The organism is Planomonospora sp. ID91781, from assembly GCF_015711595.1.
GTDB lineage: Bacteria > Actinomycetota > Actinomycetes > Streptosporangiales > Streptosporangiaceae > Planomonospora > Planomonospora parontospora.
Genome location: NZ_JABTEY010000004.1, coordinates 123,723 through 150,155 on the forward strand (window position 1 = coordinate 123,723; position 26,433 = coordinate 150,155).

A 26,433-nucleotide genomic window follows, 5' to 3' on the forward strand; every position below is an offset into this window, starting at 1 on the left:
GCCGATAGTCCCAGAACTTACGATCGGCTCAGTAGCACTGTGGGATGTCTTCGGGAGTACTGGGCCGACACCACGTCGCCGACGACGACATGGTGCGCCCCTCACCGTTCATGCGCAAGCACATCAACGTGCACGGCCACTACTCCTTCCACCTGCCCGGCCTGGGCGACGGCTGCCGCGTGCTCAGCGACCCTGACGCAGCCGATACCGAGGAGAGCTGACACGAGACGATTCACGCTGGGGGCTCACGCGGGTGCGCTCCCGTGATCGCGGAGATGCGCTTGTTCGTCCTGCTCAGGACGGGCCGGTCCCTCCGGGTCGGCGGAAAGCGGTGACACTTCGCATGAACCGGCAGGTCTGAGGTCAGCGAGACGCTTCTTCCAAACACCGCCGCAGTGTCTCGACGAACGAGCCCGTTGTGGTGGGACAGACCTGGATCTCATGGCCCTCCTGGTCAAGGACCTTCCGGTGGTCCAGGGGTTTCTTGAGCGTGACGGGCACGGCATGATCTGTGCCGGTCCCCACCTGCACGCCGGATCGCTCAGGACAGACGCGACGGAGCACTACTCCCACGGTCACGCTGGTGGGCGACTCGACCACCTCGGCTCGTTCGACCACGGTGCAGATCGTGCCGTCAGCCCTCATGCTTCCGCTGGCGTGTAGGGTGATGACCCGTCCTCCGGGGGCCACCTCGGCCATGCGGACCATCGCGTCGAAAGGCTTGGCCGACTCCTGCGCGCAGGCCGCGGCCAGCACGGTGAGGGCCAGGATGCACCCGGCGCGCAGGAGGGAGGACGGGACCAACGGAGTCATTTCTTGTAGATGTCCTTGCCGACGGCCTTCATCACATCATGGAAGTCGGTGAAGGTATGCATGCAAGTGTCCTGGATCGGTTCCTCCGGAGAGCTGCTTCCGCTGGTGATTCCCTTGGCCACGACGTAGCCGTCGGGACGGAAGGTGTAAACCGGCCCGCCCGAGTCGCCATCGATCACGCACCTTCCGCGCTTCTTGCCGACATGAACCCAGCGCGCCGTTTCCCCGTCCATGTCGATCTTCCAAGCCAGGTCGGTGACCTTCCACCGGCAGATCTGGCCCGTACTGGCTCCGCCGGTGCAGTACTGGTCGCCTTCCTTGGCACGGACCGAATAGCGTCCACCGACCCAGCGCTTGGTGGCGGAGTGCTTGTCGCCGACGAAGATGGTGGGGCTTGTACCGCGGACGTCCACGTGGAGCAGGCCCAAGTCGCCGTAATACGTCGGCTGACCGGGGAGTTTCACCGTTCCGGTTCCTTTGTGCCAGTTAGACCACAGGATGGAGCCGACATTGGCGGATCCACCTTGCGGAAGAAGGCAGTGCCCGGCCGTCACCATCAGCTTGTCACTCGCACTTCCCATGGAGAAACCGGTCGTGCACCCCTTGCCCCAGCCGGGTCGTTCGGTGGTCGCCGTGAAAGAGGACCCGCCGTTAACCTTCCCGATGTCCTCCTGCCGGTTGTCAGCAGCAGCGGTAGTGGTAGCGGCGGTGGTCTGCGTCTGGCTGAGGAGGTGGAAGCGGTCGCTCTCCGATCGCAGCCAGATGGCGACGTTGTAGGTGCCGTACCGGTCGGCCAACGCCTTGCGCAGCTGCGCGGAGGCGTCGGTGGACTGCACCACGACGAGGTTGCGCTCGGGCCAGATGTGGGTGGCGAACAACTCGGTGCCCGCCGGGATCGCGTCATCGAGGTCGAGCACCTCATCGACGATGGTGTTGAGCGCCTGGTAGCTGTTGGCGACCTCGACGACCCGCGGGGTGCTCGAATAGCCGGTCTGCGCGGGAGGCACGGCCGGGACCACGGCCGAGTCCTCGTCCTCGAAGTAGCCCGGGATGGTCTCATCGGCGTCGCCGTTGTCGATCGCCGTGCCGGTGAGCACCTGGCCCGCGGTGCCTTGGCCCGCCGGCGTCGCCGGTGCGACGACCCGCCCGCTCGCCGGGTCGAAGTAGGGCGGCGCCAAGACGGCGGCGTTGCCCTGGGCGCGGTCGTAGGCGCTGTTCAGCGCGTGCGCGCTGGTGGTGGGGATGGGCAGGGTGTCGAGCTTCCAGGCGGCGGGGGCGGTGAACACCTCGACGCCGTCGGGTCCGGCGGGGCTCACCACGGTGGGACCGGGAGCTGGCTGAGCCGTCACGGTGATCTTCGGGGTCAGCTCCGGCCAGCCGTACTCGGAGGAGGCCAGCATCCGGTAGTCGTCGTCCGCGCCGCTCTCATCGGGGGCCTGCAGCACCAGGCCGTAATTGGGGTAACCCTCCGCCCAGGCCCGGGCGATGTCGGTGATCGGCCACTGCAGCGGGCCGATGCCGCAGTCCGGGCCGTAGGACTGGGTGATGACCTTCGCGCCTTCGACCGTGGAGGACGGCGCGGTGTCCCAGGTGAGCGTGGCCGCGTCCCATCCGCTCGTCACGCGGCGCACCTGGATGCCGCTGGCGGTCTCGCCGCATCCGGGGCCGTCGGTGTTGGTCAGGGTCAGCGTGGCGTCCACGACGTCTTGGCCGGCCAGCGCGGTGCCGTCGAACTTCAGATAGGAGCGGTTGAGCGTGCCGAAGATGCTGCCGGTGGTGAGCACGGCCGAATCCGGGTCGGCCTGGTTGCCTTCGTTGCTGATGTCCACGTCGCTGCTGGCGGCGGTGGCAACGGTCGCGCCGATGGTGACCGGGTAGACCGTCTCGGAGTCGGCGAGGAACGCGGCGTCCGGCTCGACGGTCAGAGCCTGCGCCGTCATCTTGGGGCTGGTGCGGAAAGCGGTGTCCGGCTCGACGGGCCGGGCCTGCGCCCCTGTCTTGACGGAGACCCGGCGCCGGGCCGACGCCGACGCCGAACGCATGGCGACCGCGGTCGAGCGGGCGACCTCACGACCGACACCGTCCACGATGGTGGCGGCACCGTTCCTGCCCGGCCGGACGGCGAGGCCTTGAGCCTGGACGGGGAGCGTGAAGGCGGTCTTCTTCGACGGGCGGGACTTCAGCACGATCTCCCAGCGGAAGCCGGTGGGCAGCGCCGTGACGACCAGCGACGAGCCGGGGCCCGCGGCATCGGCGTAGACGGCCTTTCCGCCGGTGACCGTCGGGCGGGCCAGGGCGGTCGGCCAGGTGAAGGCGACCGGTTTGCCGTCCTGGGTGGTCAGCGTCGCCAGCGGCTTGCCGGCGCCGCCGGAGGTGAACTCCACCGGGGTGGCGGTGATCTTGGGGCGCAGCACGCCATCCGATTCCACAAGGGTCGGGTCGATCCACCGCCAGGCTCCGTCGCGATGCACCCGCACCGGTTGGGTCCATGCTTCGATGACCAGGCGCCCGTCGGGTTGTCTGGTGACGCGCCGGTCCTGGGTCGCCGCTCCGAGCAACTCACCGGGTGGTGGAGTCGGCTGGGCGGCCGGGGGCGGGACGGGGGCCGGGCTCGCGGCCGCAGGTAATTGCTGTGCCGAAGCCAGCATCGCCGCCGTGACGGCGACGAGGACGACCGAGGGGGATCGCCGCACCAGTTCTCCTCCGGAGTTGATGATCAAGGACCTCGATCATGCTCTGTGGTGGATTACCAAATGTCAAGATTTAAGTAAAAATCGGCAGTCTCGCCTGGGTGTGGACTGGGCGTCAAATGCCTTCCGGTCGCTTGTATCGGAAACGATGGCACCCTCAAAGGATCAATGGATGATCATGTGAGCCATGGAGGTGCGTGGGGGGACTACGGGTTCTCCTCTGCTCAGCAAGACGAGATCTGGCGGCGCTAGCGCGACGGGGAGTCGTTCAACGCGATGGGTCGCGAACGAGAACCACCGCCCGGGAATGTGATCCGGCCCGTCCGGACGGGGAACGCAACCGCGGGCCGTTTTCGCTTCCCGGGCCCGCCTGTACCAGCACAAGCAGCTCATATATGGATGGGAACGGACATCGGCACCGGGTATCCTCGGCCGAACGGCCACTGCGGTAGCCGTGCGACAGCGTGTAGCTCAGACAGCAGAGCACCGGGCTTCGGACCCGGAGGGCGCGGGGGCGGAGCCCGCCACGCTGGCTATGGAACACCAGGAAGCGAACGTCCAGGCCGGCTCCGGCTACCCTGCCGGGCAGTTCGCCGCGGCGTTCGTCACCGCACTGACCCACCAGGACGAGCAGGTCCGGCGACGGGCCGAGGAGCGGCTGCGCCGCTGGGAGTCCGTGCTGCGCGGCATGGCCGACGGCACTGTGTCCATCGGATCCCGCGCCCCCGTCGCCGGCCTGCCCGCCTGGGTGACGCCGCAGGTGGTGCGGGGTGGGTTCGCCACCGGTGAGGCGGCGGCGGGCGGACCGCTCCGCCCGCACGAGACGGAGATCGTACGGCGCGCGGGCCTGCCGTCCGAGCGGCGTGCGGTGTTCGCCCACCAGCTGTCCGATTCTGGGCTGGCTGAGCTGGACGCCCTGCTGGACGGGGGCGGGTATCGGGTGGAAGTGCCCGAGGAGGCCGGGCTGCTCGTGGTGGCCTGGCTGCTGCGGGCCGGTGACGGCCCGGCCGCGCTGGCCCTGCTGGAGGAGATCGGCCCGTATGCTGACCGGCTCCGGTTCGCCCCGGCCCCGGCCGCCGCCCCGGTGCCCGGCCAGGACGTCGTGTGGCGGGAGACCGCCGCGACAGCCCGCGACAGCCTGGCCCGGCGCGGGCCGAACGAGCGGGTCGAGGCGATGCGGGAGGCGCTGACGGTGTGGAACCCGTTCGCCGACGACCTGCTCTCGCTGTGGCTGGAGACCGTCCAAAACGGCCAGGTCGCCCGCACGATCACCGGCGCGGGCGCCTACAGAAACGACGCGGACGACTCGGAGAGCACCGCTGACCGTGCGCGCGACCCGCGAACCGCCGCCGATGACGCGCAGTGGCTCCGCCGCGCCACAACCCTGCTCGACCGCTACCACGCGCTGGCCGCCGCGCACACGCGCTGCACCAAGCACCGCAAGCCGAAGGAGAACCTCGCGATCCTCCGCTCGGCGCTGGAGGAGGTCGTCGCCGGCCGGCCGCTCACCCCGCGGACCCGGGGGCTGCTCCAGCACGCCGTCGATGCGATGCTCCGCCGCCGCGACCGGCCCGGCTCGGCCCACCACGCCGCGCTGCGGGAACGACAGGCGGCCGTCTCCTCGGCACCCACCCACCACGCGCTGGCCCGGGTCGTCGTCGGCCGACTGGCCGCCCTGCCGCAGGAGCGCGGGGTGCTGCCCGCCGAGATCGAGGCCCTCACCGGGCCCGTCGAGGCCGCCGAGGCCGCGGCCGCCGACGTCGCGGAAGCCACCGCGATCCCTGAGACGATCCGGCGGGTCGTGCGCCGCTGCCTGGCCGGCACCGTCGAAGAACTCATCGCCGCAGGCGTCGTCCCCTCCGCCGAGGTGCTGGCCCGGCTCGTGCCGCAGATCGCCGCGACGACGACCACCGCCGCCTATCCCGACGACGCCCTGCGGTCGCTGATGGCCGCGAACTACCGGGCGTTCCGCAACCGGCGCTCACTGCTGCTGCTCAACCTGGAGCGGCAGGTCAGGCTGGAGGAATTGCCCTGGGTGCAGGCGGTGAGCGGCTACCGCGACACCGGCCGGGACCGGCAGCTCGACACCGCCGCGACGCTGCGGCGCCTCGGTGAGTTGGCGCTCGACGGCTTTCCCGCCACGCTCCTGCCCAACCCGCTCGTCCGCGAGCTGGCCGCGCTGAGCCGGGAGGCGGGCCACGACCTTCCGTGGGTGGAGGAGTTGGCCGCCGACATCTTCATGGGGTCGTTCTCCGGCAAGTTCCTCGCCTCCGCGAAGATCGCCAGTGAGCTGCTCCGCGGCAGCCTGTACGAGAGGTACTACGGCATCGACTACCGGTCGGTGGCGGGAATCGACGACGTGCGGCCCCACCGCCGGTACGCAGCCCGCACCTCGCAGACCTTCGGCGGCCTGTGCCTGACCAGGTCCGGTGTCGCGCAGGGGACGTACTCGGTGGCCGCCAACGGCATGGTCATCGAGCAGGCGCAGATTCTGACCACGCATAATCTCGCCACCCTGGTCCACCGCGTGGGGGTGCGGCCCGCCTCCGGCTGGCAGGCACTGGCCGAGCACGCCTTCTCCACCGCGGCCCGGCTGACCTCACGGCTCGCGCACAACCCCCGGCCGCTGGCGACCATCAAGGACATCGCCTACGCCTGGCGCCACCTGGTCTTCTTTATGTCCCTGCCCGGCGCGGACGACCCCCGAGCCACCGCCGGCCTGCTGGCAGTGCGGCTCAGCGACCAACCCGCCGACGTGCGGACCCTGCTCGCCCCCGCGCTCGCGGGCCTCACCCACATCGCCGCGGGTGGCTCCTTCTCCCCCGACGGCACCGCGGACGGCGGAGGACGCCAGCTGCTCGGCTGGTCGACCGGAGGCCACTGGCTGCGCGGCAGCCAGTGAATATTCAGTTCGCGGCTCGATGCGAGCAACCCCGGTCACGGTAGTGATGATGGTGGCGACTTGGTCGCGGGCGCGCGACTCGAAGCGGTGGACTCCGTGATCACATATCGTCCTTCGCGGATGGACGTAGGCGGGCCAGTGCCTCTTCAAGCGAGAGGTCGAAGCGGTCTTTGTCGGCGGCCCACCGGTCCAGTACGGCCTGTCCTGCGGCTGCCAGGTCGTCGGGAAGACCTGCGGCGCGCAGTGTCTGGGCCACCTCCTCCATTTCCGGTGCCCATCGCCACCCGCGGGCGGCCACGCTCGGCAGGTAGTCAGGATCGGCGAGCGCGGAACCGCCCATCCTGCCGGCCTCGGCGCGCAGCTGCTCGCGTAGGTCGTACTCCTCGGCCAGAGCGTAGGAGACGCCGGCGAGGGCGCGAGCGATCTTCTGGTAGGCGGCGAAGGCCATCTTCAGTGCGGACGCACGACCGAGCTGCTCGCCGAGCTCCATTGTTTGTACGGCGGTGCCGGTGAACAGGTGCGCCACCACGGCGGTGTCTGCTGGTGGCCCGGCCAGGTACAGCCGAGCGGACGCCGAGGAGCTGGGAGGTGAGCCGATGATGCTGGCGTCGATGACATGCGCGCCTGCCAGCAGGGCGATGATGCGTTCCAGACGCTGCGGGCTGATGGCGTTGGCTTCTACGTAGATGCCGTCATAGCCCGCGGCGGCGACCTGGGCGGCGAGGTCCTCGGCTGCCGCGGGCGGGCACACCGCCAGCACGATGTCCGCTTGCACGAGGGCCTGGCCGAGGTCGTCGACCGGTTCCAGACCGGTGGCGGTGGCCCGGCGGGCACTGGCGGTGCTTCGACCGACCGGACACCACAGCAGCCGCTCCCCCGACCGGCGGGCTTGGGCCGCGATCGCCGCGCCCATCTGGCCGGGATGCAACACGAGCACGGTCACTGTTCGGCCTCCAGCGCGGGGACGGCGGAGGTACGGCAGAACACGCCGATCTCCTCGCGCAGGGCCAGGGCGAGCGGCGCGTTCTGGTGTGCCGGGCGGGCCAGCTGGGTGCCGAGCTGCTGGAGGCGCTGGGCCACGCTGTCGGTGCGCCGCCGCGCGCCCATGCTCAATACCTCCTGAGTGACCTCGACGGTGCCGTCGAGGTCACCGCGGGCCAGCCGGGCGGCGGCCAGGTCCAGCATGGCCAGGCACTGCTCGCCGATGCGGCGCCGCTCGGGCGGGGCGGCCTCGTACCAGCCGACCGCGGCGGCGGCCAGCCGTTCGGCTTCCCGGTAGCGGTGTGCTTCGACGTCTCCCAGCCACAGCTGGCAGGTGGAGGCGTAGAACGACTCCTTGCCCTCGGGGAAGCTGAGCATGCCGCCGAACTCGTCGTCGCCGCGCACCTGCTCACGGGCCTGCTCGGCGCGGCGCAGCGCCTCGTCGGCGGCGGAGGTGTCACGCAGTCGGGCGTGGGCGCGGGCCTCCAGCGCGGCCAGCCGCACCCGGACGGTGCCGGTTTCAGGGGTGTGGTCCCATACGGAGCGGGCCAGGGCCACGGCGTCGGCGGGCCGGTTGCCCCAGTAGGCGATCAGGCTCTGGGTGCCGCCGACCCAGCTGAGCAGCCAGTTGTTGTCGGCCAGTTCCGCGCACAGCCGCGCGGCGCGGGCCTGGGTCTGGGCGGCGGCCAGGTGGCCCAGGTCGAAGGAGGCGTTGGCCAGGATGTCGCACAGCACTCCGGCGATCAGGTGGAGCTCGCGGGTCTGGCCGGGGTACTGCCGGCCTTCGAGGAGCTCGAAGGCGCGGTTGCGCAGGTGCAGCACCTCCGTGAAGGTCGGGGCGACGGGGCGGTGGGGGTAGGTGGTGACGATGCGGGTGATGTCGTCGCGGAGCTGCTCCAGGGTGTGCGAGCCGACGTTGGTCTGTTCGGCGCGGCCGATGAAGTCGGCCGACTCGCGGGCTGCGGCCATCACCAGGTCCTGAAGGTCATGCGGAGGCGAGTGGTGATCATCTGTCCTTTCATCCCCGATATGTCGTGGTGCAGGCGCTGCGGGCAGCGGTACGGCCGGCAGCGGTGGTGAGTAATCGGCAGCGAACCCGAGCTGGACGGGGTCGGCGGAAAACAGGCGGCACAGCAGGTCCAGGTAGAAGCGGTCCGGTGCCCCGGTTGCCTCCCATTCCCGCCAGGAGCGATCCACCAGACCGCAGCGGCCCAGACCCCGTTCCTCGCACACAGCGTGGACGCGGCGGACCGCTTCCTCGACCGTCCACCCGGCGGCCAGCCGGAACGCCTTGAGCGGCCGATCCCCGCAGCAGATGCCGATCTGCTCGGCGACCTGGCGCAGCGTGAGGGGTCGAGCGGGTCCGGCGGCTGGGCGCCGGCGAGCTGGAGCCGGATCCGTAGGGCGCATTGTCGATCATGTCTACCAGGTCGTCGTGGGCCCACTGCCGCTCTCCCACTGTCGCTGACGTCATCGTCATGGCCGTACCGCCACCGTATGCCGATGAGGCCAGTGTCGCCCGCGCACCGGCCCCAGCGGGAGTGCGGATCGTCCTCCTTGTCCGTGAGCGTCGTCCTCCGCTCCCGCCAGCCGGAGGATGATCTTCCGGTACGGTGTCCGGTCCTCCTGGACCGGGTGAGCGGTTCTCACTACCGCCGTGCTTTGACCAGGACGATCGTTAGGTCTCCGGCGCCGTTCGGAGGTATCCGCCTGGTACGGCGTGCGCATCTTCACCGACCACCTCGGTGATGCCCCCGTACCTGCGCGGGAGGAGTTCGACCGGATCGTAGAAGTCGAATGGCAGGCCGGGTGCCGCGACCCGTACCGGCGCATCGCGCGGATGATCCACCTCATCGCCCACCGTGCAGCCTTGGTATGAGCCGGTGACCGAGACGCTTTCCCCTGTGGGTGTTGAGCTCTTCGACGTCCGCTGAGAGCCCCGAGCAGGCCTTCGCCCACATGGCGCGTCTGGTCGATGTGCCGGCGTCCGAGGTTTCGGCGGTACCTGGTCCTGCATCGGCGTGAGCCGGACCGGGAGGGCGTCCGCCGCGAATATGAGCGTTAACATCGCGGCGAGGCCCCCAGCCGGGGTTGCGAAGTGTCAGGAGCGGGTCCAGCGCTGGTTGGCGGCGCCGTTGCAGGACCAGATCTGCAGCCTGGTGCCGTTGGCGGTGGTGTTGCTGGGCACGTCCAGGCACTTGCCGGCGCCTACCGCGGTGATGCTGCCGTCGGTGTTGAAGCGCCACTGCTGGTTGTTCTGGCCGTTGCAGTCCCAGATGATCACGCTGCTTCCGTCGGCGGTCCCGTGGTTGTTGACGTCCAGGCACTTGCCGCCGTACACGCGCAGCTCGCCGGCTGCGGTGGACGTCCACTGCTGGTTGGCCTGCCCGTGGCAGTCGTAGATCTGCACCGGCGCGCCGTTGGCCTGCGAGGCGCCGGAGACGTCGAGGCACCTGCCCGATCCGGTGTTCCTGATCGCACTCGTGCCGCCGGGGGTCGGCGTGAGCGTCGGGTTCGGCGAGGTGCCGTCGAGGCCAAGGAAGGCGAGGGCGTAGGGGATCATGCCGTCCAGCGGCAGGGAGTGCCCGTAACCGGCGAAGCTGAGGCCTTCCACGACGGGCTGGGTGCCGGTGCCGCCGTACCGGGTGCGGGTGACGCCCGATCGTGGGCTGTCGGTGGACGCCGGGGTCTGGCTCACGCCGTTCAGGTCGGTCCACTGCTTGATCTCTTCGCCGAAGTTGGCGTAGGCCAGGGTGGTGTCGGTGGTGCCGTGCCACAGCTGCATGCGCGGGTAGCGGCCGGTGTAGCCGGGGTACATCGCGCGGGCCTGGCTGCCCCACTGCTGGGCGGTCTTGATGAGCTGGCCGCCGGAGCACTGGCTGTTCCACAGCGATCCGTTGGTGGTGGCGAAGCAGCCGGCCGGTACGCCGGAGAACGCCGCGGCGGCCGAGAAGACGTCCGGATACTGCGCGGCCAGCACGTTGGTCATCATCGCGCCCGAGGAGAAACCGCTGACGACGATGCGCCCGGGATCGACGTTGTAGCGCTGGCGGACGTAGGCCACCATCGACATGATCCCGGTGGAGTCCCCGCCGCCGTTGCGCGTCAGCGCGGCCGGGGTGGACACGTCGAAGCACTGACCGCTGCGGGTGGCCTCGGGGAGCACGATGACGTACCCGTAGCGGTCGGCCGCGGTGATGTAGTCGCGCCCGACGCTGTTGAACACTCCGGCGGCCGAGCCGGTGCAGTAGTGCACCATGACCAGCAGCGCCGGTCGCGCCGCCACCCGGTCCGGGACGTAGACGTACATGTTCAGGTTGGTCGGGTTGTTGCCGAAGCCGGTCACCCTGGTCAGCGACGCGGCCGCGGCGGGTCTGATCCCCAGCAGGACGCCGGCGGCCATCAGCGACACGGCGAGCGCTGCGAGTACGAGGGGGAATTTTCGTGTCACTCTGTTTCCCTTGCTGTCCGTTGCGTGGACCTGTCGTCCGTAGGCGTGGATCTGTGTCGTCCGTAGGCGGGGGCCGATCGCGCGGGCCGTCGCCATCGCCGTCGTCGCCACCGCGACGAACCCGCGCGATGTCTGATCAGCCCGTCCGGGTCCACTTCTGGTTGGCACCGCCGTGGCAGGTGTAGAGCTGGAGCTGAGTGCCGTTGGCGGCGCCCTGGCCGACGGCCTCCAGGCACAGGCCGGACTGCTGTCCGGTGATGGTGCCGTCGGTGTTCACGCGCCACTTCTGGTTGGCGCCGCCGTGGCAGGAGTAGATCTGGATCTTGGCGCCGTTGCCCGAACCCCCGGCGTCCAGGCACTTGCCGCCGTAGACCCGCAGCTCGCCGACCGAGGTCTGCGTCCACTGCTGGTTGGTCCGGCCGTTGCAGTCCCACAGCTGCACCGCGGTGCCGTCGGCGGTGGCGGCGCCGGGCACGTCCACGCAGCGGCCCGAGCCGACGCCCTTGATCGGGCCGGCGCCGCCGGGACTCGTGGTCGGGGTGGCGGAGCCGTCGTCCAGACCGAAGAAGTGGATCGCGTAGGCGGCCATCCCCCGGTGCGGCAGGTCGTGGCCGGCGCCGGTGACGGTGTACGCCTCGACCTGCCCGGAGCCGAACACCCGCCGCGTCCAGCCGGACTGCGGGCTGTCGGTGGAGGCCGGGGCCTGGCTCAGCCCGTGGACGTCGGTCCACTGGTCGGCCTCTTCCTGCAGCATCGAGTAGGGCAGGACGGAGTCAGCGGTGCCGTGCCAGGCCATCACGCGCGGCCGCGGCCCGGTGTAGCCGGGGTAGGCGTTCCTGACCAGGTCACCCCACTGCTTCGGCGTCTTGTCCCCGCACCCGGCGGGCCCGAGGCAGCCGTACGGGACACCCGCGAACGGCGCGCCGGCCCTGAACACGTCCGGGTACGTGGCGAGCAGGTTGTTGGTCTCCATCGCCCCGGAGGAGAAGCCGGTGGCGAACACCCGCTGCGGGTCACCGTTGTAGCGCTGCAGCACGTAGGTCGCCATGGAGACGATCGAGACCGGGTCGCTGCCGCCACCGTGGCGCAGGGCCTCGTTCGACCACACGTCGAAGCAGTTCGACATGCCGTTGGCGCTCTTGTTCGCCTGCGGGTAGACGACGATGAAGCCGTACCGGTCGGCCAGCGAGGCGAACTCGGTGCCCTGGTGGAAGCCCGGAGCCCAGCCGTTGCAGCCGTGCATCGCCACCAGGACGCCTGGCCTGGGCGCCACCCTGTCGGGGACGTAGAGGTACATCCGCAGGTTGCCGGGGTTGGCGCCGAAGTTCGTCACTTCGGTCAGCGCCGCCGCCGACGCCCGCGAGGCGACCGCCAGGGACATGGACAGCGCGGTGACCACGACCGCGACCAGCGCCGCCAGGCCGAATCCGATGCCGGCGTACCCTCCGGCGAGCCGTTTCATTCTCCGTCCCCTTCTCATCGTTCCGCCTTTCTTCGAATCCTCCGTGCCGACGGAGACGCCTCGCGGCGGCTCGTGTGGCGTCGTTTCCGTCCCTCGTTTCCGTCCCTCGGTCGACGGTGCGGCGAAGTCGATGAACCGCAGGCCGAGGTGGAGGAATAGCGGTCGTCGGTCCGCATTGACGAACGTTTTTGTTAGCGCTAACAATTCACTCGTTACCGGCCCCTTCCTCACTCCTCGACGGGAGGTGGTGGCGGGACGGAGCAAATACGAGGGACAAAGCGCCGTCAAGAGCCCGGGCCGTCGGCGGGCCGGAGCGAGCCGGAGGCGGGCGATCTCACCTGGCGTTATCCGGGACGGCCGTGCCCGCGCAGCAGGAGCGCCGCCGTGAAACTTTCACCCGGGACCCCGTACGGGCAAGTCGGGCCGAAAGTTTCAATGCCGAGATGCAGAGTACGGCCATACCGTCAGGCGCGATCCCGGACATTCGCGTCCGAAAATCTCTACGCCTGTCTTGACAGTTTTCGGAGAGGTTTCCACACTGAGTCTCCACGACGGCCTCTCCGCCAGAACGGTGGTGTGCGGCGGAAGCAGCCGTCACGACGCCCTCGGGTGCGCTTTCCCGGAAATGACGCGGCGTCGTTCCTTCGGGTTCATTCCGCATGCTCATTTCCCGTCATTCGCCTATGGAGGCTCAGGCATGGGCACCGATGCCACGTCCCCACCCGCCGACCGGCGGATCACCGCTCGCAGACGACGCCGGCGGACTTCCCCGGCGGCCTCACCGACACCGTCATCACCCGTGATGACACGTACAAGCCCCCCATTCACCTGGCGCATTCCGGGAGTACAGATGACAACGCGTTCTCATGGGCGGGCGGACGCCGCCGGGCCCGGTGCGGCGACCGCGGACGCCCGAAAAGCGAGCCCGCCCGCCTGGGGACGGCGGCTGGCCACCGCCCTCCTGTCCCTCGTCCTGGCGGTGGGGGGCGCGGTGTGGACCGCGGGTGCGGCCGGCGCCGAGTCGAACGGCGGGGTCCGGGTGATGCCGCTGGGCGATTCGATCACCGAGGGCACGCAGGTGCCGGGCGGGTACCGGATCGGGTTGTGGCAGCGGATGGCCGCCGGCCGGTACACGGTGGACTTCGTCGGCTCGCAGTACAACGGGCCGGGCAGCCTGGGCGACCATGACCACGAGGGGCACCCGGGATGGCGGATCGACCAGATCGACGCCAACATCACCGGCTGGCTGCGCACGCACACCCCGCGCACGGTGCTGCTGCACATCGGCACCAACGACGTACTGCAGAACTACAACGTGTCCACCGCGCCGCAGCGGCTGTCCACACTGATCGACCACATCACCGCGGCCGCGCCCGGCGCGGAGGTGTTCGTGGCGACGATCATCCCGCTGGCCAACTCCGGTCAGGAGGCGGCCGCCCGCACCTTCAACGCGGCCATCCCCGGGATCGTGCAGAACAAGGTGAACGGCGGCAAGCGCGTCCACCTGGTCGACATGCACAGCGCGCTGACCACGGCCGACCTGATCGACGGCGTCCACCCCACCGCGGGCGGCTACGACAAGATGGCCGCCCGCTGGTACGGCGCGCTGCAGTCGGTGCCGGGCAGCATCGGCAGCAGCGGCGGTCCTACCCCCACCGGGAGCGCGCTGCGGGGTGTCGGGTCGGGCCGGTGCCTGGATGTCACGGGCGTGTCGCAGGCCAACGGCGCGCAGGCGCAGATCTGGGACTGCAACGGGCAGTCCAACCAGCAGTGGACGCCGACCGCTGCTGGTGAACTGCGGGTCTACGGCAGCAAGTGCCTGGATGTGTACAGCAACGGCACGGCGGACGGCACAGCGGTGATCATTTGGGACTGCAGCGGCCAGAACAACCAGCAATGGCGCCTCAACAGCGATGGCACCATCACCGCCGTCAGGGCGAACAAGTGTCTGGACGTCTCCGGCTACGGCACCGCCAACGGCACCAAAATCCAGATCTGGACGTGCCACGGCGGCACCAACCAGCGCTGGACCCTCTCCTGACTGCACCCGGCGGCTCTGCGCGGCGATCGAGATCACGATCGCCGCGCAGAGTCAGCCCCCTAATCATTTTCAAGGGGTCCGCCATCCGGCAGACCCGGGCCCGGTAGCCGCTGGCAGGTGAGCGCTGTTCCCCTTGGACCCTTGCGGAGTCCTGGCCGAAGATCGTGCCCCTGTCAATCGGCCGGGAGAGTCGAACCGCGCCGGTTTTGATGAGACCTCAAGGGAAGGCACCCGCGTGTATGCGGCCATCTAAAAATCCAGGTGGGCGGGCAGGTGACTCCAGGTAGATGGCCAGAAGGATCCCGGTAGACGGACATCGGAAATCCTGGTCGATGGCCACGTAATCTCTCGATCTTGCTCGTGTGTCCCAGGCGCATGGCGACGCTTCACCCGGTTTGAGTGGCGGACGAGGTAACCAGCCGTTTCGACCGGGAGGAGCCTTGTGACCAAGTCCGACGCGGAGTTGATGGAGATCTTCAGCGCCTACGACCTGACCGGATGCGCCTGGTCAGCGGCGCAACTGGCCGGATGCGATCCCAAGACGGTGCAGCGCTACGTCGCGATGCGCGAAGCGGGCGGCGTCCCGTCGAAGCGAGCATCGCGGACCAGGTCGATCGATCCGTTCCTGGCCAAGATCGAGGAGAAGGTCGAGCGCTCAGGCGGCAAGGTCCGGGCCGATGTGGTGCACAAAGACCTGGTGGCGATGGGCTTTCGCGGCTCGGAACGGACCACCCGGCGTGCCGTGGCGGCGATCAAGGAGTCGTGGCGGGCAGGCCGGCGGCGCGTCTACCGGCCCTGGATCCCCGAGCCGGGCATGTGGCTGCAGTGGGACTGGGGCGAAGGACCGCGCATCGCCGGACGCCGCACCCAGCTGTTCTGTGCCTGGCTGGCCTGGTCGAAGTTCCGCGTGGTGCTGCCCGCTTGGGACCAGACGCTCGGCTCGCTGACCGCCTGCCTGGACGCGGCGCTGCGGACCATCGGCGCAGCGCCCACCTATCTGCTGACCGACAACCCGCGCACGGTCACCGTCGAACACATCGCCAAGATCCCGGTCCGGCACCCGCAGATGGTCGAACTCGGCCGCCACTACGGATGCGTGGTGCACACCTGCGAGCCGTTCGATCCCGAGTCCAAGGGCGGCGTGGAGAACACCGTGAAGATCGCCAAAGCCGATCTGGTGCCCACCACCACGAACCTGCGCTCCAGCTACGGCAGCTTCACCGAACTGGAGGACGCCTGCGCCCGCCGGAGCGAGCAGGTCAACCACCGCACGCACCGCGCCACCCACCGCCTGCCCGCCCCCCCGCTCGAAGAAGAACGCGCTCACCTGCACGCACTGCCCGCCGAACCCTACGCACTCGCGCTCGGCGAGGAACGCATGGTCGGCGAGGACCGCACCGTCCGCTGGGGCGATGTCCGCTACTCGGTGCCGCCCGGCCACGAAGGCCGGAAGGTCTGGTGCCGCGTCCACGGCGACGAACTGGTCATCGTCGGCCGGCGAGCACACGACGGGCCGGGTCGGCAGCAGACCGGCGGCGCCGGCCTGGCCGAACTCTGGCGCCACCAACTGTCGACCCCGGGCCGGCCCCGCATCGTCGAGGCCCACTACCCGGACCACCCCGGCGGCAACGGCCCCCGCCAGCCCCGGCCACGGCCGCAGACCAAAGCCGAAGAGCGCTTCCTGGCCATCGGACCGGGAGCCGAGGCCTGGCTGATCGAAGCCGCGGCCACCGGCGTCGCCCGCATCCGCGCCAAGATGGCCCGCGCGATCGAACTCGCCTCGCTGGTGGGTGCCGAGCGCGTCGACGCCGCACTCGGCCTGGCCGCCATCCACGGCCGCTTCGGCGAGAGTGATCTGGCGTCCATCTGCGACCACCTGGCCCGCAGCTCAGCTGCCGGTCCGACCTCCATGGCCGATGAAAAGCACTCCGCCCAGCCCGGCACCGCCTCCTGGGCCGCCGTCCGCGGGACACCCCGGGAACGCCGCGGGAACGGGGGCTGACCAGACCGCCGACATCAACCACCATGCCGACCTCGGCGGCCTGACCACTTCACACCACTCGGAGACTACACATGAGCGTTTCGCTGCCCAAGGCGCCACCCATCCCGGCCGAACTGGAAGCGCTGTTCACCCGGATGCGCTTTCCCTACGCCCGCAAAGCCGCACCCGACGTGCTGGCCACCGCCCGCGCTCAGCGCTGGGACCCCGCCGAAGTGGTGCGGGTCCTGCTCGCCGAGGAGGTCGTCGGCCGCGACAACGCCACCCGCCGCAGCCGGCGCAAGAGCGCCAACCTGCCCAACGGCAAGACCTTCGAGTCCTGGAAGAGCGAGCTGTCATCCATCCCGCAGGCCACCCAGAACGCCCTGCGCACCCTGGAATGGGTCAGCCGCCGCGAGAACTGCGTGATCTCCGGCCCGTCCGGCACCGGCAAGACCCACTTCATGGAAGCCCTCTGCCACGAGGCCATCGACGCCGATCTGCGCGTGTCCTGGTTCACTCTGGAGACCCTGGCCGTCACCATCGGCCGCGCCAAAGTCGACAGCAGCGTCGCCCGGACCATCGCCAGGATCTGCCGCTCCGACATCATCGTGGTCGACGACATCGGCCTGCTCCCGGTCAGCCACGAGACCGCCGAAGCCTTCTACCGCCTGGTGGACGCCGCCTACGAACGCCGCAGTCTCGCCGTCACCAGCAACATCCATCCCTCCGGCTTCGACACGATCATGCCCAAGACCATGGCCACCGCCACCGTCGACCGCCTCATGCACCACGCTCACATGGTCGAGACCAGCGGTGAGTCCCATCGCCTGGCCGAAGCACTCGCCGGAAAGGGCGTCGTCCCTCTCACCTGACCGTCCATCTGGACGTTACATGTCCGTCTACCTGGAGATTTCATGGCCGCCAGCCTGGATCAGGCTGGCCGCCTACCTGGAGAGGCTCCTGACCGTCCACACCGCGGACGCCAAGGGGCGTGCATGGGGAGACAGGCACGACGGAAGGCGCATCCCGCGCGGCGGATGCCTCCTGGACGGAAGGAGCGCCTGGCCTTAGAGCTCCTAACAGGATGATCTCCGTTGTGTTTTGATCTCTCGCTGTAACAGCGTCGAGAGGAGCGACAGGTGGCACGGCCGAAGCCGTGGGAGGTCAGTGACGAGCTGTGGGCGGTCATCGAGCCGCTGCTGCCGAAGAAACCGCGCCGTACCCGCTGGCCAGGTCGTAAGCGGCTGGATGACCGCCTGGCGCTGCAGGGCATCCTGTTCGTGCTGCACACCGGCATCTCCTGCGAGCACCTGCCGCAGAAGCTGGGGTGCGGCTCGGGCATGACGTGCCGGCGGCGACTGAAGGAGCGGAACGACGCCGGCGTCTGGCAGCGTCTGCACGAGGTGCTCCTGGATCGACTGAGGGCGGCCGATGCCCTCGGCTTCTCCCGGGCCGTAGTGGACTCCTCCCATGTCAGAGCGTTAAAAGGGGGGCGCAGATCGGCCCGTCGCCGGTCGATCGGGGACGGGCCGGCAGCGAGCACCAGCTGATCACCGACGCCACCGGCATCCCGCTCGCCGTCATCGTGACCGGCGGCAACCGCAATGACGTCACCCAGTTGATGCCGCTGCTGCAGGCCGTCCCAAGGTGCGGGGCAAGCGCGGCCGCCCCCGGCAGCGGCCGGAGGTCGTGCTCGCCGACCGCGGCTACGACCACGACAAGTACCGCTGCCTGGTCCGGCAGTTGCAGGTCCGGCCGCTGATCCCGCCGCGGCACCGAGCACGGCTCCGGCTTGGGCGAACAGCGCTGGGTGGTGGAGCAGACCCTCGCCCTCCTGCACGCCTTTCGCCGTCTGCGCATCCGCTGGGAGGTCCGCGCCGACATCCACGAGGCGTTCAGCTCGGCTGTGCCCTGATCTGCTGGCGTCGTCTCAGCTCGTTCTGTTAGGAGCTCTAAGAGGCCCTGAAATGGACCGGGCACACCCCATGCCCTCGTCGGATGGCGTCGGACTGCCCGTGTGGCGGCTCTGATCATTCCTTGAACACAACTCAATCAGCTGCTTGTGCCTTTTATGCCTTTATGTCGCTGGTTTGTCAGACTGACAAAACCCCAGTTGGCTGCCATCATCGAGGCGTGCCTAAAGGACGCCCACACCCACCAACCCCCACTGACCTGCGAAAACTCCTGCAGAGTCTCTACCAGATGCACGTCGATGCCGACGATCAGAGCCTGGCTCTGTGGCCCGATGACCGAGACGCCGTCGGTATCCTTGCCTACGCTCGGACGCACCATGGAGCCCTCCCGCCGGCGACCTATGAGAACAAGCGCCGGGGCGAACACGCCGGGCTACGCCTGACGCTGATCCGCCATCTGCGCGAACTGCTCGATCGCGAAGAACTGGCAGCACTGGAGGATGCACGCACCGGCGGTCTGACCTGGCAGGCGATCGCCGAGCTGCTCGGGGTCGAGTATCCCGGTAGCGCGTCGAATCGCCTCGACCGGTTGCGGGCGGCAGCCGCAGATCCGGCCGGAGTGCGAACCCCAGCGGCTGGCCGCAGGGCCGTCGCCGCAGAGCAGGCCGCTGCGGATCGGGAGCGCCGTGCAGCACTTGCCGTTACCAGACGGCATCGTCAGGTACGGACTGTCACCCTCGCCCTGCTGCAACAGGCGAACGATCTCGCTCTGACCGAAGATGCGGAAGAGTGGCTGAGAGCGGCCAGGGAAATCCTGGATGAAGAGACGCCAACCCCGACCCAGCAGCAGAGTCTTGCCGCTTACGTCAGCCTCGCGGCTGCAGAGATCAGCCTGCACGCCTCTGTTGAGGAGATCGCTCCAGCTCGGACGGAGGAGGCCATGGTAGCGCTGGAGGCTGCGCGCAACCTCTGAGGTCGCTGGTGAACCGACCTTGATCGGCAGGCGAGAGAGCTCGTGACCCACTGCGGATGCCTGCTGGTCCAGGAGCGGGAGATGCATCGGCTATACGTGATCGGAACAAGCTGTGCGGAAGGGTCGGCTGGTTGGCCCGCATCGCTGACGGCGGTGTCGAGCTCTCGGTGTGATCCGGCTGGGTCTGTGAGCGGCCATCAGGAACTCCCGGTCAGGGGACATCATGTTTCCAGGTGGGTGGCCGCCTGCCTCCAGGTAGGCAGCCATGAGGAATCCCGGTGAACGGACCGCAGACCCACTCAGCAGAGGACTACACGGAGCCCTGCTGAGGGTGGCGCCTGGAGGTCGAGTTCACTGATGCCGTTCAGCTCTCGGTGCGTCACAGCCGTAGGTCCGACATAGGAGGCCCTACGGCACCGATCGCCTTGGCCATCGCCCTGGGCCGGCCACTCTGAGGAGATCGTGATGCCTCGACCGTTCGGCTCCTTGTCGCATGGATGGCCTCTCCGATGTCCGCAGGATCGAGGACCGCGTGGGCGTACACCTGGAGAACCACTGTCCCCGGAACATAATGTTCGTGCCCATGCACTCGAAGCTCCTCGTGTCCGTGCACATGTGTCTTCAACGCCGAACCGGCTGGTACGTGATTTCCCTGCGGACGCCATCGAGTCGCGCCGAGTCACAACGGTCATGTCGCGGCCGGTTGATGGAGAGATAGCGGTCCATGAGACTGGTGATGGACAGGTACTCGCATGGTGCGCTCAGCCGCTCGCCGCTGAGAGCATACGCGCGAGCGACAGCCGATCCACTGACGGCGGCGATGTGATCAAGGATCTGCCCTCCTGATCCCGGTGTCTCGTACACCGTGATCACGGTCGTCCATCTCTTCGTCAGTACCAGGATGTCTGCCGGTGAGCACGGGGAACTGGGTGCCGTCCGTGTGTCAGCTGCGCATCTTTGGAGATCTGTAGCGGCTGGACGGTCAGGCATCGCGCCTGTCTTCTCCCGTTCGCCTCCTCGGTTCGATCAGCGATGTGGATCGATCATCGCCGTTCGCAGTGGCGTCCCGGTGACTGGTTGACGCCTCCGGGCTGTCGGCTGGCGCCCTTCCTGAAGGGCTCTAGGCGGATCGTGGCATGACGTCGGCCCATCTGCACGCCAGTCGTTGTCTCTCGTGTACGCCGTCATGGTCGGCTTCTGACCCTCCTTCGTGGGCGGGTCTGGTGGCTGGATGCACTGTCGGGGAGCGAATGTGACAGCAGCATCGGGCGTTACTCCAGTTGAACTCGTAGGGTCCGCCTACGCGATCACCATGGGTCGATGCTCAGCCCGGTCGCGGTCAGGCACCCGTCGAGCAGATGCGGCCTGAACTGGATCTTCTTCAGCTTGCGCTTCACGATCCGGACCAGACCGTCGAGATCGGTGACGACGAAGTTGGCCATCGCCCGGCGCAGCAGCGACCACACCCCCTCGGCAGGGTTCAGCTCCGGCGCGTACGTCGGCAGCCGCACCACCCGCAACCACGCGGCGTTGGCGGCGGCGAAGTCATCCAACTCCTGGACCAGGTGCAGGTTCAGGTTGTCCCAGCACCACACCAGCGGAGCCCCGAGGTGCTCATGGGTCGCGATGATCAGATCCCGGTACTGCCGCCAGGAAAAGCTCTTGGCCTCGCCCCGGCGGCCCCGGCAGACATGCAACGCGTAGAACAGATGCGCCCGCCGGCCGGGACGGAAACAGAGCACCCCTGCCACGTTGACCCGTCCCGCGTTTCGGCCCCGGACCCGCACCACCGGCCGCATCCCGCGCGGCGCCCAGGTCCTTCCTTTCGGCGGCCTCAGCCCTTGGCCTGTCTCGTCTTCGAAGCAGACGTAGGCGCCCAAGTCCGCCGCGGTGCTTTTACCTGCGGCCACACCTCGTCCTTCCACGCCGCGATGGCGTCCTCGTCGCGCTCGATCGCCCGCCGCAGCGGCACCTGCACCGACCAGTTGTGCCGTTTGAGCAGCTTGGCCACGCCCTGGACGGTGTAGCCGACGTGGAAGAGCCGGCCGATCACCGTCTTGACGCGGCCCAGCGTCCAGCGCTGGTCATCGGCGAACCCGTGCGCCAGCGGCCCCCGCTTCAGTTCCGCCTCGAGCTTCGCCCATGAGCGCGCCGACAGCCGCTCCCGCGAGACCGGCCCGGCCGAGCGCAGAGCCTGTGCTCCGCCTTGCTGCCAGCGTCGGCGCCATCGCCGTACCGTCCGCTCGGTGACCCGTAGGTCCCGGGCGATGACCGCGACCGGCTCCTTTCGGGCGAACCGCTCGGCCGTCTCCAGCCGCAGCCGCTCGCGTCGCTCCTGTTCGGCGGGCGTGTACCCGCCGCGTTGCGCGTACCTCATACTCCCGCTCTACCGCGAAGGCCGCACAACACCACAGTTCAGACGGACCCTACGAGTTCAACTGGAGTATTGGCCACAGACAAGCTCTTCCTTGTGGGCGCCTCCATGGGTGAGATTCACGTTCGCTCTTCCCCGATCGTCTAGTACGGTCGGGGAGAAAGGACGGGCACCGGCTTGGCATGTCCATGCGGTAGAGGAGGACCCGGAGGACACGATGGCACAGAGAGCACCATGGGAGGTTCACCTGATCGCGCTCTCTAACCTCCCCTGGAGCAAAATGCACCCTCCGTCCAGGCGAGATAACCGCAGGTCAGGCCAAACCTGTAGGACTAGCATATATTCAAAGTATTGAATAAGAATTATATATATATTGAATTGAAATGCTATCAGAATACATAAAGAATATGAATAGTATTGTATTAATATATGAGAAGTATCTAATTAAGTATTGGGATAGAATGTTAAGTGAATGAGGTTAGCATCCAGTTCATATTTATTCAGTTAGTTGATCAGCATGGCTGATCGTATGAGGATCGTTTCCCACTGGATAGTAGAACAGTATGTCACCCATAGGTGATCCGACCTGTAGGACAGTAGGACACCCAACGTGTAGGACACCTGCCAACTCACCTGTCCACCAAGCCAGCGGACGGACAGATGGAAGATCATCTAACGGAACAGGCCAAGCAGCGGAGCGCCGACTTATAGGCGTGTCGGTGTGCACAGGAAGCGATCAAAGATGTAGGGTCTCCCGCGATGCATCAGACGACTCGACAGTCCGGGCGCACGTGCATGAGCTCTGCCCATCGTCAACGTGCTTAACGGACCGAGAAGACGATCCTCTTGTCACGTGATGACGAGCTGATACAAAGGGAAGCACCTATGCGCAAGCTGGCCGTCGGTACGCTCAAGGGCGGTACCGGGAAGACAACGACAACCGTCAACATCGGAGCAGCGCTTGCCTTAGCGGGGTACCGGGTCATGACCGTAGACCTCGACCTGCAGGCAGACTCGACGGTGTACCACAAGGTCACGCCGTCACGTGAGCATTCGATCGGTACCCTGTTGCTCGACCCGGACATCGACCCGCTGAGCCATGTCCTTGATGTCAGCCATCTCATGGACGAGAACCCGAACGGGGGCAAGCTCCTCCTCCTGCCCGCGGAGATGAGCAGCCTCGAAGAGGCCTCGTTCAAGATGCAGAGGACTGCCAACCTGATGGCCCTCAGCCGAATCCTCGCCAAGCTGGAGGGCATCGCCGATTACGTGATCATCGATAACAAGCCCGAGCTGGGGATCCTGCACCAGAATGCGATCCTGGCCGCCGACGACGCCATCGCGATCATGCAGCCTGAAATGATGACCACGCGAGGTGGCCTCTCCTTCGAGGTGTCCCTCAGGGAGATCAACGCCAACCGCGTCACTCCCATCAACTTCCTCGGCGTGATCATCAACAAGGATGAGGAAACCGAAGAAGCCGGCTGGGTGGATGAGGTCCTCGCTCAGCAGAACGTGCCCGTGTTCAAGACGACGGTGCCCAAGTCTCGGTTGATCTCCAAGGCCTACAGCTATGGCCGACCAGCTGTGCTGCAGTTCCCCTCGAGCCCCGCGGCCGCCAACTATGTCGAACTGGCGCTCGAGATCCTCTCGCGGTCCAACGCGATGGCGGTGGCCTGATGGCACGTCCGGCGGCGAAGAAGTCGCGTATGCCCGGAAACATCGGAGCGATCATCGCGGCGGGCAACGCTAACGGCATGGCCTCTGTTCCGACGGCTCTGCGAGCGGAGCCGCTGGCCAAACCGGCAACACAGTCACAGACTGTAGCCGCTCCACCGGCGAGTGCGGACGTACCCGCGCAGGTCACACCACCGGTTGAGCCGCCACCGCAGCGCGAGTACCCCGATCCGGTTGTCAGCGAAAGCCCTGCAGCCGCTGTGGTGACCCCGGCTGAAGCGGTACCCGTGAAGCCCGCCGATCACTCCGAAGCGGTGGCGTCTCCAAAGGTTCTGGAGTCACCTCGGTCCACGGCATCGGAAGACCCGGCTGCTTCTGGGAGCATCGAAGAGAATGCCCCTACGACAACGGCTGTGACGGGTTCCCGCAGGCGTAACACGGCCTCACCGAAGAAACCCGCCGTCACAAGTGCGCCCCGCAAGCAGCGGAAGCCTGTAATCACCGCTCAGGCTCCCGCGGTGCAGTCAACGGGGATGAAGGCTCGCCAGGTCAACGCCTACATCCTGCCCAACACCTACGATGCGGCCCTTACCCTCGCCACGCAGCAGGGCGTCCTCTACGCCGACATCGCGATGGACGCGATCGAGTGGGCGCTTGATCAGGGCATCCTCGAACACCTCGTCCGTGAACGTACCAGCCGGACCCGGCCTGCGGGGGGCCGCTTCCCTGGTAGGCGGATAGGCCGTTCCAAGGCCGAAGAAGGGACATCCCGTGTGCCGTGGCCTGTCCAGTTCGATGACGCGCAACGCGTTGTGCTGAAGGAGATCATGGACGAAGTAGGGATCCGTCACATGTCGACGGTCATCGGTGCCGCCGTGGAGGCTTACCTCAGCGACGATGAGGGCGATGAGCGCGCGCACGAGGGCGACTACTGACTGTCGCATAACATCCCTCAACCAGACGGTCGTCCGGGTTCCGGGTGACGGTCGAGACGGCATCGAAGATCGTCCTTAGCGGCTCACCGCAGAGACTGAGACTCTGGAGCAAGAGCACCCGGGGGAGTGCGCATAGGGTGATCGTCCGCCTCGTCTAGCTTGGCGTGTTCGCCCGATCCTCTCCATAGGTCCGTATCTCACGTCAGCCGGATTCCTGCGTCATTCTCTCGAGTGCCGTGTGGCGGAGGAGTCAGCAGGTTGATGCGGCAGCCGTTTCCTGATCTCGCTACGCTGAAGATGGGTGTGCGCCAGGTCGTCGATCTGTCGCTCCCTCACCAGCAGCACGAATCCGTTACGCCGGAACGCCTGCTCGGCGGCCTCGGCCTGCTTCTCCCAGTCGATCCGCCGTTTGGCGCCCATCGGGTAGCCGTTCAGCTCCGTCTCGGTGTCCGTAGGGCGGACCAGGCCGGTAAAGCAGGCTGAGGGGTCGGCGTTGTGGCGAGCGACCTCCTCCCGGATACGCAGCCGTACCAGTTCTCGGGCCGAGATGCTCTCCGGCAGATCAGGTAGCGCGAACTCGGCCAATGGTTTCCTTGTGGCCGTCTCGTCCCGAAAGGTGACTGTCGCCATTCCTTGGCTCCTCAAATCATCGGATGTCGTAATAGCGGTCAGGAGTATCACCGCGGGACGTCAGAACTGCGCGTGCAAGAGCGGGCAGGTAGCGGATCCTCATGCGCCCGACCACGGACGTGATCGCTTCTTGGCCCTAGAGGCAGGTCTCCAGCATGATCTGGGCGCCCGTGACCTGTGGAGCTCGGGGATAGTTGCCGTTGCCGCCGGGCGGGACAGCCCCGGACCGCGATGCACACCGATGCCGCGCTGAGGACCGATTCCATGGGTGGAGGTTGTCGGCGCGTTCGCCGGACTGAGGCGAGCACAGGCCTCGGAGCTCTTTTCGCGTATCCGGGAGCTTGCTTCTCTCGACGCTACCATCTTGTCATGATATTTGACTATCTTTGTCAGAAGACGGTCATGGGGATGCATCCACATCCGAGCTTCCGCAGCGCTCGCTCCCCATGACCGTCTTTGCGACCGGACAGCAACGTGCGGCAAGGAGGCAACGATGAGCCACCGAGGACGGCAGCGCAGATGGCGCCACTGGATCACAGCAGGTGGCATGCTCACCACGACGGTCGCCTGCACGACCGCGACAGCCGCACCGCCGCCTCCGCCGGCGACGTCCTCGCGCGCGTCGCCGCCGCCGACGGCTCCCGTGCCGCAATTCACCGCGGCGGTGACGGAGAAAGCGGCCCGCCGGATCCACGACCGGTACTGGCGGCTGATCACGCGATCGGCCCCGACTGGTGGCACCGGTCTCAGCGACGCCGAGGCGGGGCTGGCGCTGCAGCTCACTCGCGCTCACTACCGCATCCAAGCGCTCCAGGGCGTTCCCGTTGCCCGACCCCGACGGGTGACCAGTGTCCGCTTCTACATCCCGCACATCGCGCCCGGAGTTGGCGGTTCGCCGTGGTTCGTCTCGGATCTGCGGCGCGCGGGCGGAGGCCGTACCCAGATGGTCTATGCCCTGACCCGCAGCGGCTGGCGGGTGATCGCCGGTACCGCCACGCGAACGACTTCTCTACCGCGGATCGCGCTCGACTCCCACGGCCTGGCCACTCCCATCAGCGCGGACGCAGCTGGGTTGTCGGTGTCGCCGCGCCGCGTAGCCCGCGCCCACGCCTCAATCCTCAGTCTCGACCCCAGGGCTACCAGCGCCCAGGACGACGGGGAAATCACGCGGATCGTCGGGCCCGCGGCTTACACGACGCAGGCCGCCGCCGATACCCGTGCTGAACAGCGGGCTCTTCGGGGCCAGTGGACGATGGCGATTGACGTCGACGTCGCACCGACGCTGTATGCACTGCGTACGCACGATGGAGGCGCGGTGGTCTGGTACGCCCTGCGGGAACGACTGATTGTCTGCTCCTTGACCAATCGTCAACCGATATCCTTCAACCGGCCGAGCACCGCAGCGCTCAGCAAGGGCCGACTCTTCCACCAGCAGGCCATGGCGAAGGCGGCCGGCTGGTACGTCGCCGCCATTCCCCCAGCGAGCTCTTCCCCGACTGCGACCGGCCGCGCCACGATCCTGGGGGACTGGCACTCCTACCTATCGGTCACCGACACCGTCCCCGACGGCGGCTGCACCCCCCGCCAGGGATAACCGACAGCAACGGGCA

19 protein-coding genes, 1 tRNA gene and 1 pseudogene are annotated in these 26,433 nt (G+C 67.9%); 12 read left to right on the top strand and 9 right to left on the bottom strand.

Annotated features, from left to right (window positions below):
- The first annotated feature begins 44 nt into the window (after positions 1–44).
- The gene (locus tag HS048_RS34515) at positions 45–221 is read left to right on the top strand and encodes a hypothetical protein (protein ID WP_196470054.1); all 177 of its coding nucleotides are present in this window, start codon (positions 45–47) and stop codon (positions 219–221) included.
- 142 nt (positions 222–363) lie between these two features.
- On the opposite strand, the gene HS048_RS34520 is transcribed toward HS048_RS34515, so the two are convergent.
- Positions 364–813 carry a hypothetical protein gene (locus tag HS048_RS34520; RefSeq protein ID WP_196470055.1) on the bottom strand — a complete coding sequence of 150 codons (450 nt, stop codon included), beginning with the start codon at positions 811–813 and terminating at the stop codon, positions 364–366.
- The gene (locus HS048_RS34525) at positions 810–3,533 is read right to left on the bottom strand and encodes a DNRLRE domain-containing protein (protein WP_196470056.1); all 2,724 of its coding nucleotides are present in this window, start codon (positions 3,531–3,533) and stop codon (positions 810–812) included. Before HS048_RS34525 ends, HS048_RS34520 begins: the two co-directional genes overlap by 4 nt.
- Positions 3,534–3,963: 430 nt before the next feature.
- Between HS048_RS34525 and HS048_RS34530 the strand changes: the two genes are divergently transcribed.
- Together HS048_RS34530 and HS048_RS34535 are read left to right on the top strand one after the other, a co-directional pair.
- A tRNA-Arg gene (locus tag HS048_RS34530) sits at positions 3,964–4,036 on the top strand.
- Between the two features lie 2 nt (positions 4,037–4,038).
- Positions 4,039–6,405 (top strand): transcriptional regulator, encoded by a 2,367-nt coding sequence (locus HS048_RS34535; RefSeq protein ID WP_196470057.1) that lies wholly within the window; start codon positions 4,039–4,041, stop codon positions 6,403–6,405.
- 100 nt (positions 6,406–6,505) lie between these two features.
- On the opposite strand, the gene HS048_RS34540 is transcribed toward HS048_RS34535, so the two are convergent.
- Both HS048_RS34540 and HS048_RS34545 read right to left on the bottom strand, forming a co-directional pair.
- Positions 6,506–7,348, bottom strand: a complete 843-nt coding sequence (locus HS048_RS34540) for a DUF1932 domain-containing protein (protein WP_307832749.1) — start codon at positions 7,346–7,348, stop codon at positions 6,506–6,508.
- Complete coding sequence (locus HS048_RS34545; RefSeq protein WP_196470058.1) at positions 7,345–8,355, bottom strand: XRE family transcriptional regulator; 1,011 nt, start codon at positions 8,353–8,355, stop codon at positions 7,345–7,347. Before HS048_RS34545 ends, HS048_RS34540 begins: the two co-directional genes overlap by 4 nt.
- A 751-nt stretch (positions 8,356–9,106) precedes the next feature.
- On the opposite strand from HS048_RS34545, the gene HS048_RS34550 reads away from it, so the two are divergent.
- A complete protein-coding gene (locus tag HS048_RS34550) occupies positions 9,107–9,265 on the top strand; it encodes a hypothetical protein (protein WP_157237467.1) in 159 nt (52 codons plus the stop codon).
- A gap of 222 nt (positions 9,266–9,487) precedes the next feature.
- On the opposite strand, the gene HS048_RS34555 is transcribed toward HS048_RS34550, so the two are convergent.
- Entirely contained in the window at positions 9,488–10,837 is a 1,350-nt protein-coding gene (locus HS048_RS34555) for a PHB depolymerase family esterase (RefSeq protein WP_307832750.1), read from the bottom strand.
- Positions 10,838–10,973: 136 nt separating this feature from the next.
- Positions 10,974–12,299, bottom strand: coding sequence for a PHB depolymerase family esterase (locus tag HS048_RS34560; protein ID WP_196470059.1), 1,326 nt, complete (start codon positions 12,297–12,299; stop codon positions 10,974–10,976).
- Positions 12,300–13,149: 850 nt separating this feature from the next.
- Between HS048_RS34560 and HS048_RS34565 the strand changes: the two genes are divergently transcribed.
- From HS048_RS34565 to HS048_RS34585, 5 genes and pseudogenes are all read left to right on the top strand, one after another.
- Positions 13,150–14,340, top strand: coding sequence for a lectin (locus HS048_RS34565; protein ID WP_230882573.1), 1,191 nt, complete (start codon positions 13,150–13,152; stop codon positions 14,338–14,340).
- 466 nt (positions 14,341–14,806) lie between these two features.
- Positions 14,807–16,342: an IS21 family transposase gene (gene istA, locus HS048_RS34570; protein WP_196470266.1), complete on the top strand. Its 1,536-nt coding sequence runs from the start codon at positions 14,807–14,809 to the stop codon at positions 16,340–16,342.
- A 71-nt stretch (positions 16,343–16,413) separates the two neighbouring features.
- A complete protein-coding gene (istB, locus tag HS048_RS34575; protein WP_196466187.1) occupies positions 16,414–17,193 on the top strand; it encodes an IS21-like element helper ATPase IstB in 780 nt (259 codons plus the stop codon).
- 267 nt (positions 17,194–17,460) lie between these two features.
- A pseudogene (locus HS048_RS34580) lies at positions 17,461–18,268 on the top strand (IS5 family transposase).
- A 255-nt stretch (positions 18,269–18,523) separates the two neighbouring features.
- Positions 18,524–19,207, top strand: a complete 684-nt coding sequence (locus HS048_RS34585; RefSeq protein WP_196470060.1) for a hypothetical protein — start codon at positions 18,524–18,526, stop codon at positions 19,205–19,207.
- Between the two features lie 1,307 nt (positions 19,208–20,514).
- Here the strand turns inward: HS048_RS34585 and HS048_RS34590 are convergent.
- Both HS048_RS34590 and HS048_RS34595 read right to left on the bottom strand, forming a co-directional pair.
- Positions 20,515–21,132, bottom strand: coding sequence for a transposase (locus HS048_RS34590; RefSeq protein ID WP_196470061.1), 618 nt, complete (start codon positions 21,130–21,132; stop codon positions 20,515–20,517).
- Positions 21,042–21,584, bottom strand: a complete 543-nt coding sequence (locus HS048_RS34595) for a winged helix-turn-helix domain-containing protein (RefSeq protein ID WP_196470062.1) — start codon at positions 21,582–21,584, stop codon at positions 21,042–21,044. The genes HS048_RS34590 and HS048_RS34595 overlap by 91 nt, the downstream gene beginning before the upstream one ends.
- Before the next feature lie 882 nt (positions 21,585–22,466).
- On the opposite strand from HS048_RS34595, the gene HS048_RS34600 reads away from it, so the two are divergent.
- Together HS048_RS34600 and HS048_RS34605 are read left to right on the top strand one after the other, a co-directional pair.
- The gene (locus HS048_RS34600; protein WP_196470063.1) at positions 22,467–23,261 is read left to right on the top strand and encodes a ParA family protein; all 795 of its coding nucleotides are present in this window, start codon (positions 22,467–22,469) and stop codon (positions 23,259–23,261) included.
- A gap of 530 nt (positions 23,262–23,791) precedes the next feature.
- Positions 23,792–24,193 (top strand): hypothetical protein, encoded by a 402-nt coding sequence (locus HS048_RS34605; RefSeq protein WP_153054429.1) that lies wholly within the window; start codon positions 23,792–23,794, stop codon positions 24,191–24,193.
- A gap of 219 nt (positions 24,194–24,412) precedes the next feature.
- Here the strand turns inward: HS048_RS34605 and HS048_RS34610 are convergent, their stop codons facing one another.
- Complete coding sequence (locus HS048_RS34610) at positions 24,413–24,823, bottom strand: hypothetical protein (protein ID WP_196470064.1); 411 nt, start codon at positions 24,821–24,823, stop codon at positions 24,413–24,415.
- A gap of 547 nt (positions 24,824–25,370) precedes the next feature.
- On the opposite strand from HS048_RS34610, the gene HS048_RS34615 reads away from it, so the two are divergent.
- Positions 25,371–26,417, top strand: coding sequence for a hypothetical protein (locus HS048_RS34615; RefSeq protein WP_196470065.1), 1,047 nt, complete (start codon positions 25,371–25,373; stop codon positions 26,415–26,417).
- The last annotated feature ends 16 nt before the right edge of the window (positions 26,418–26,433 follow it).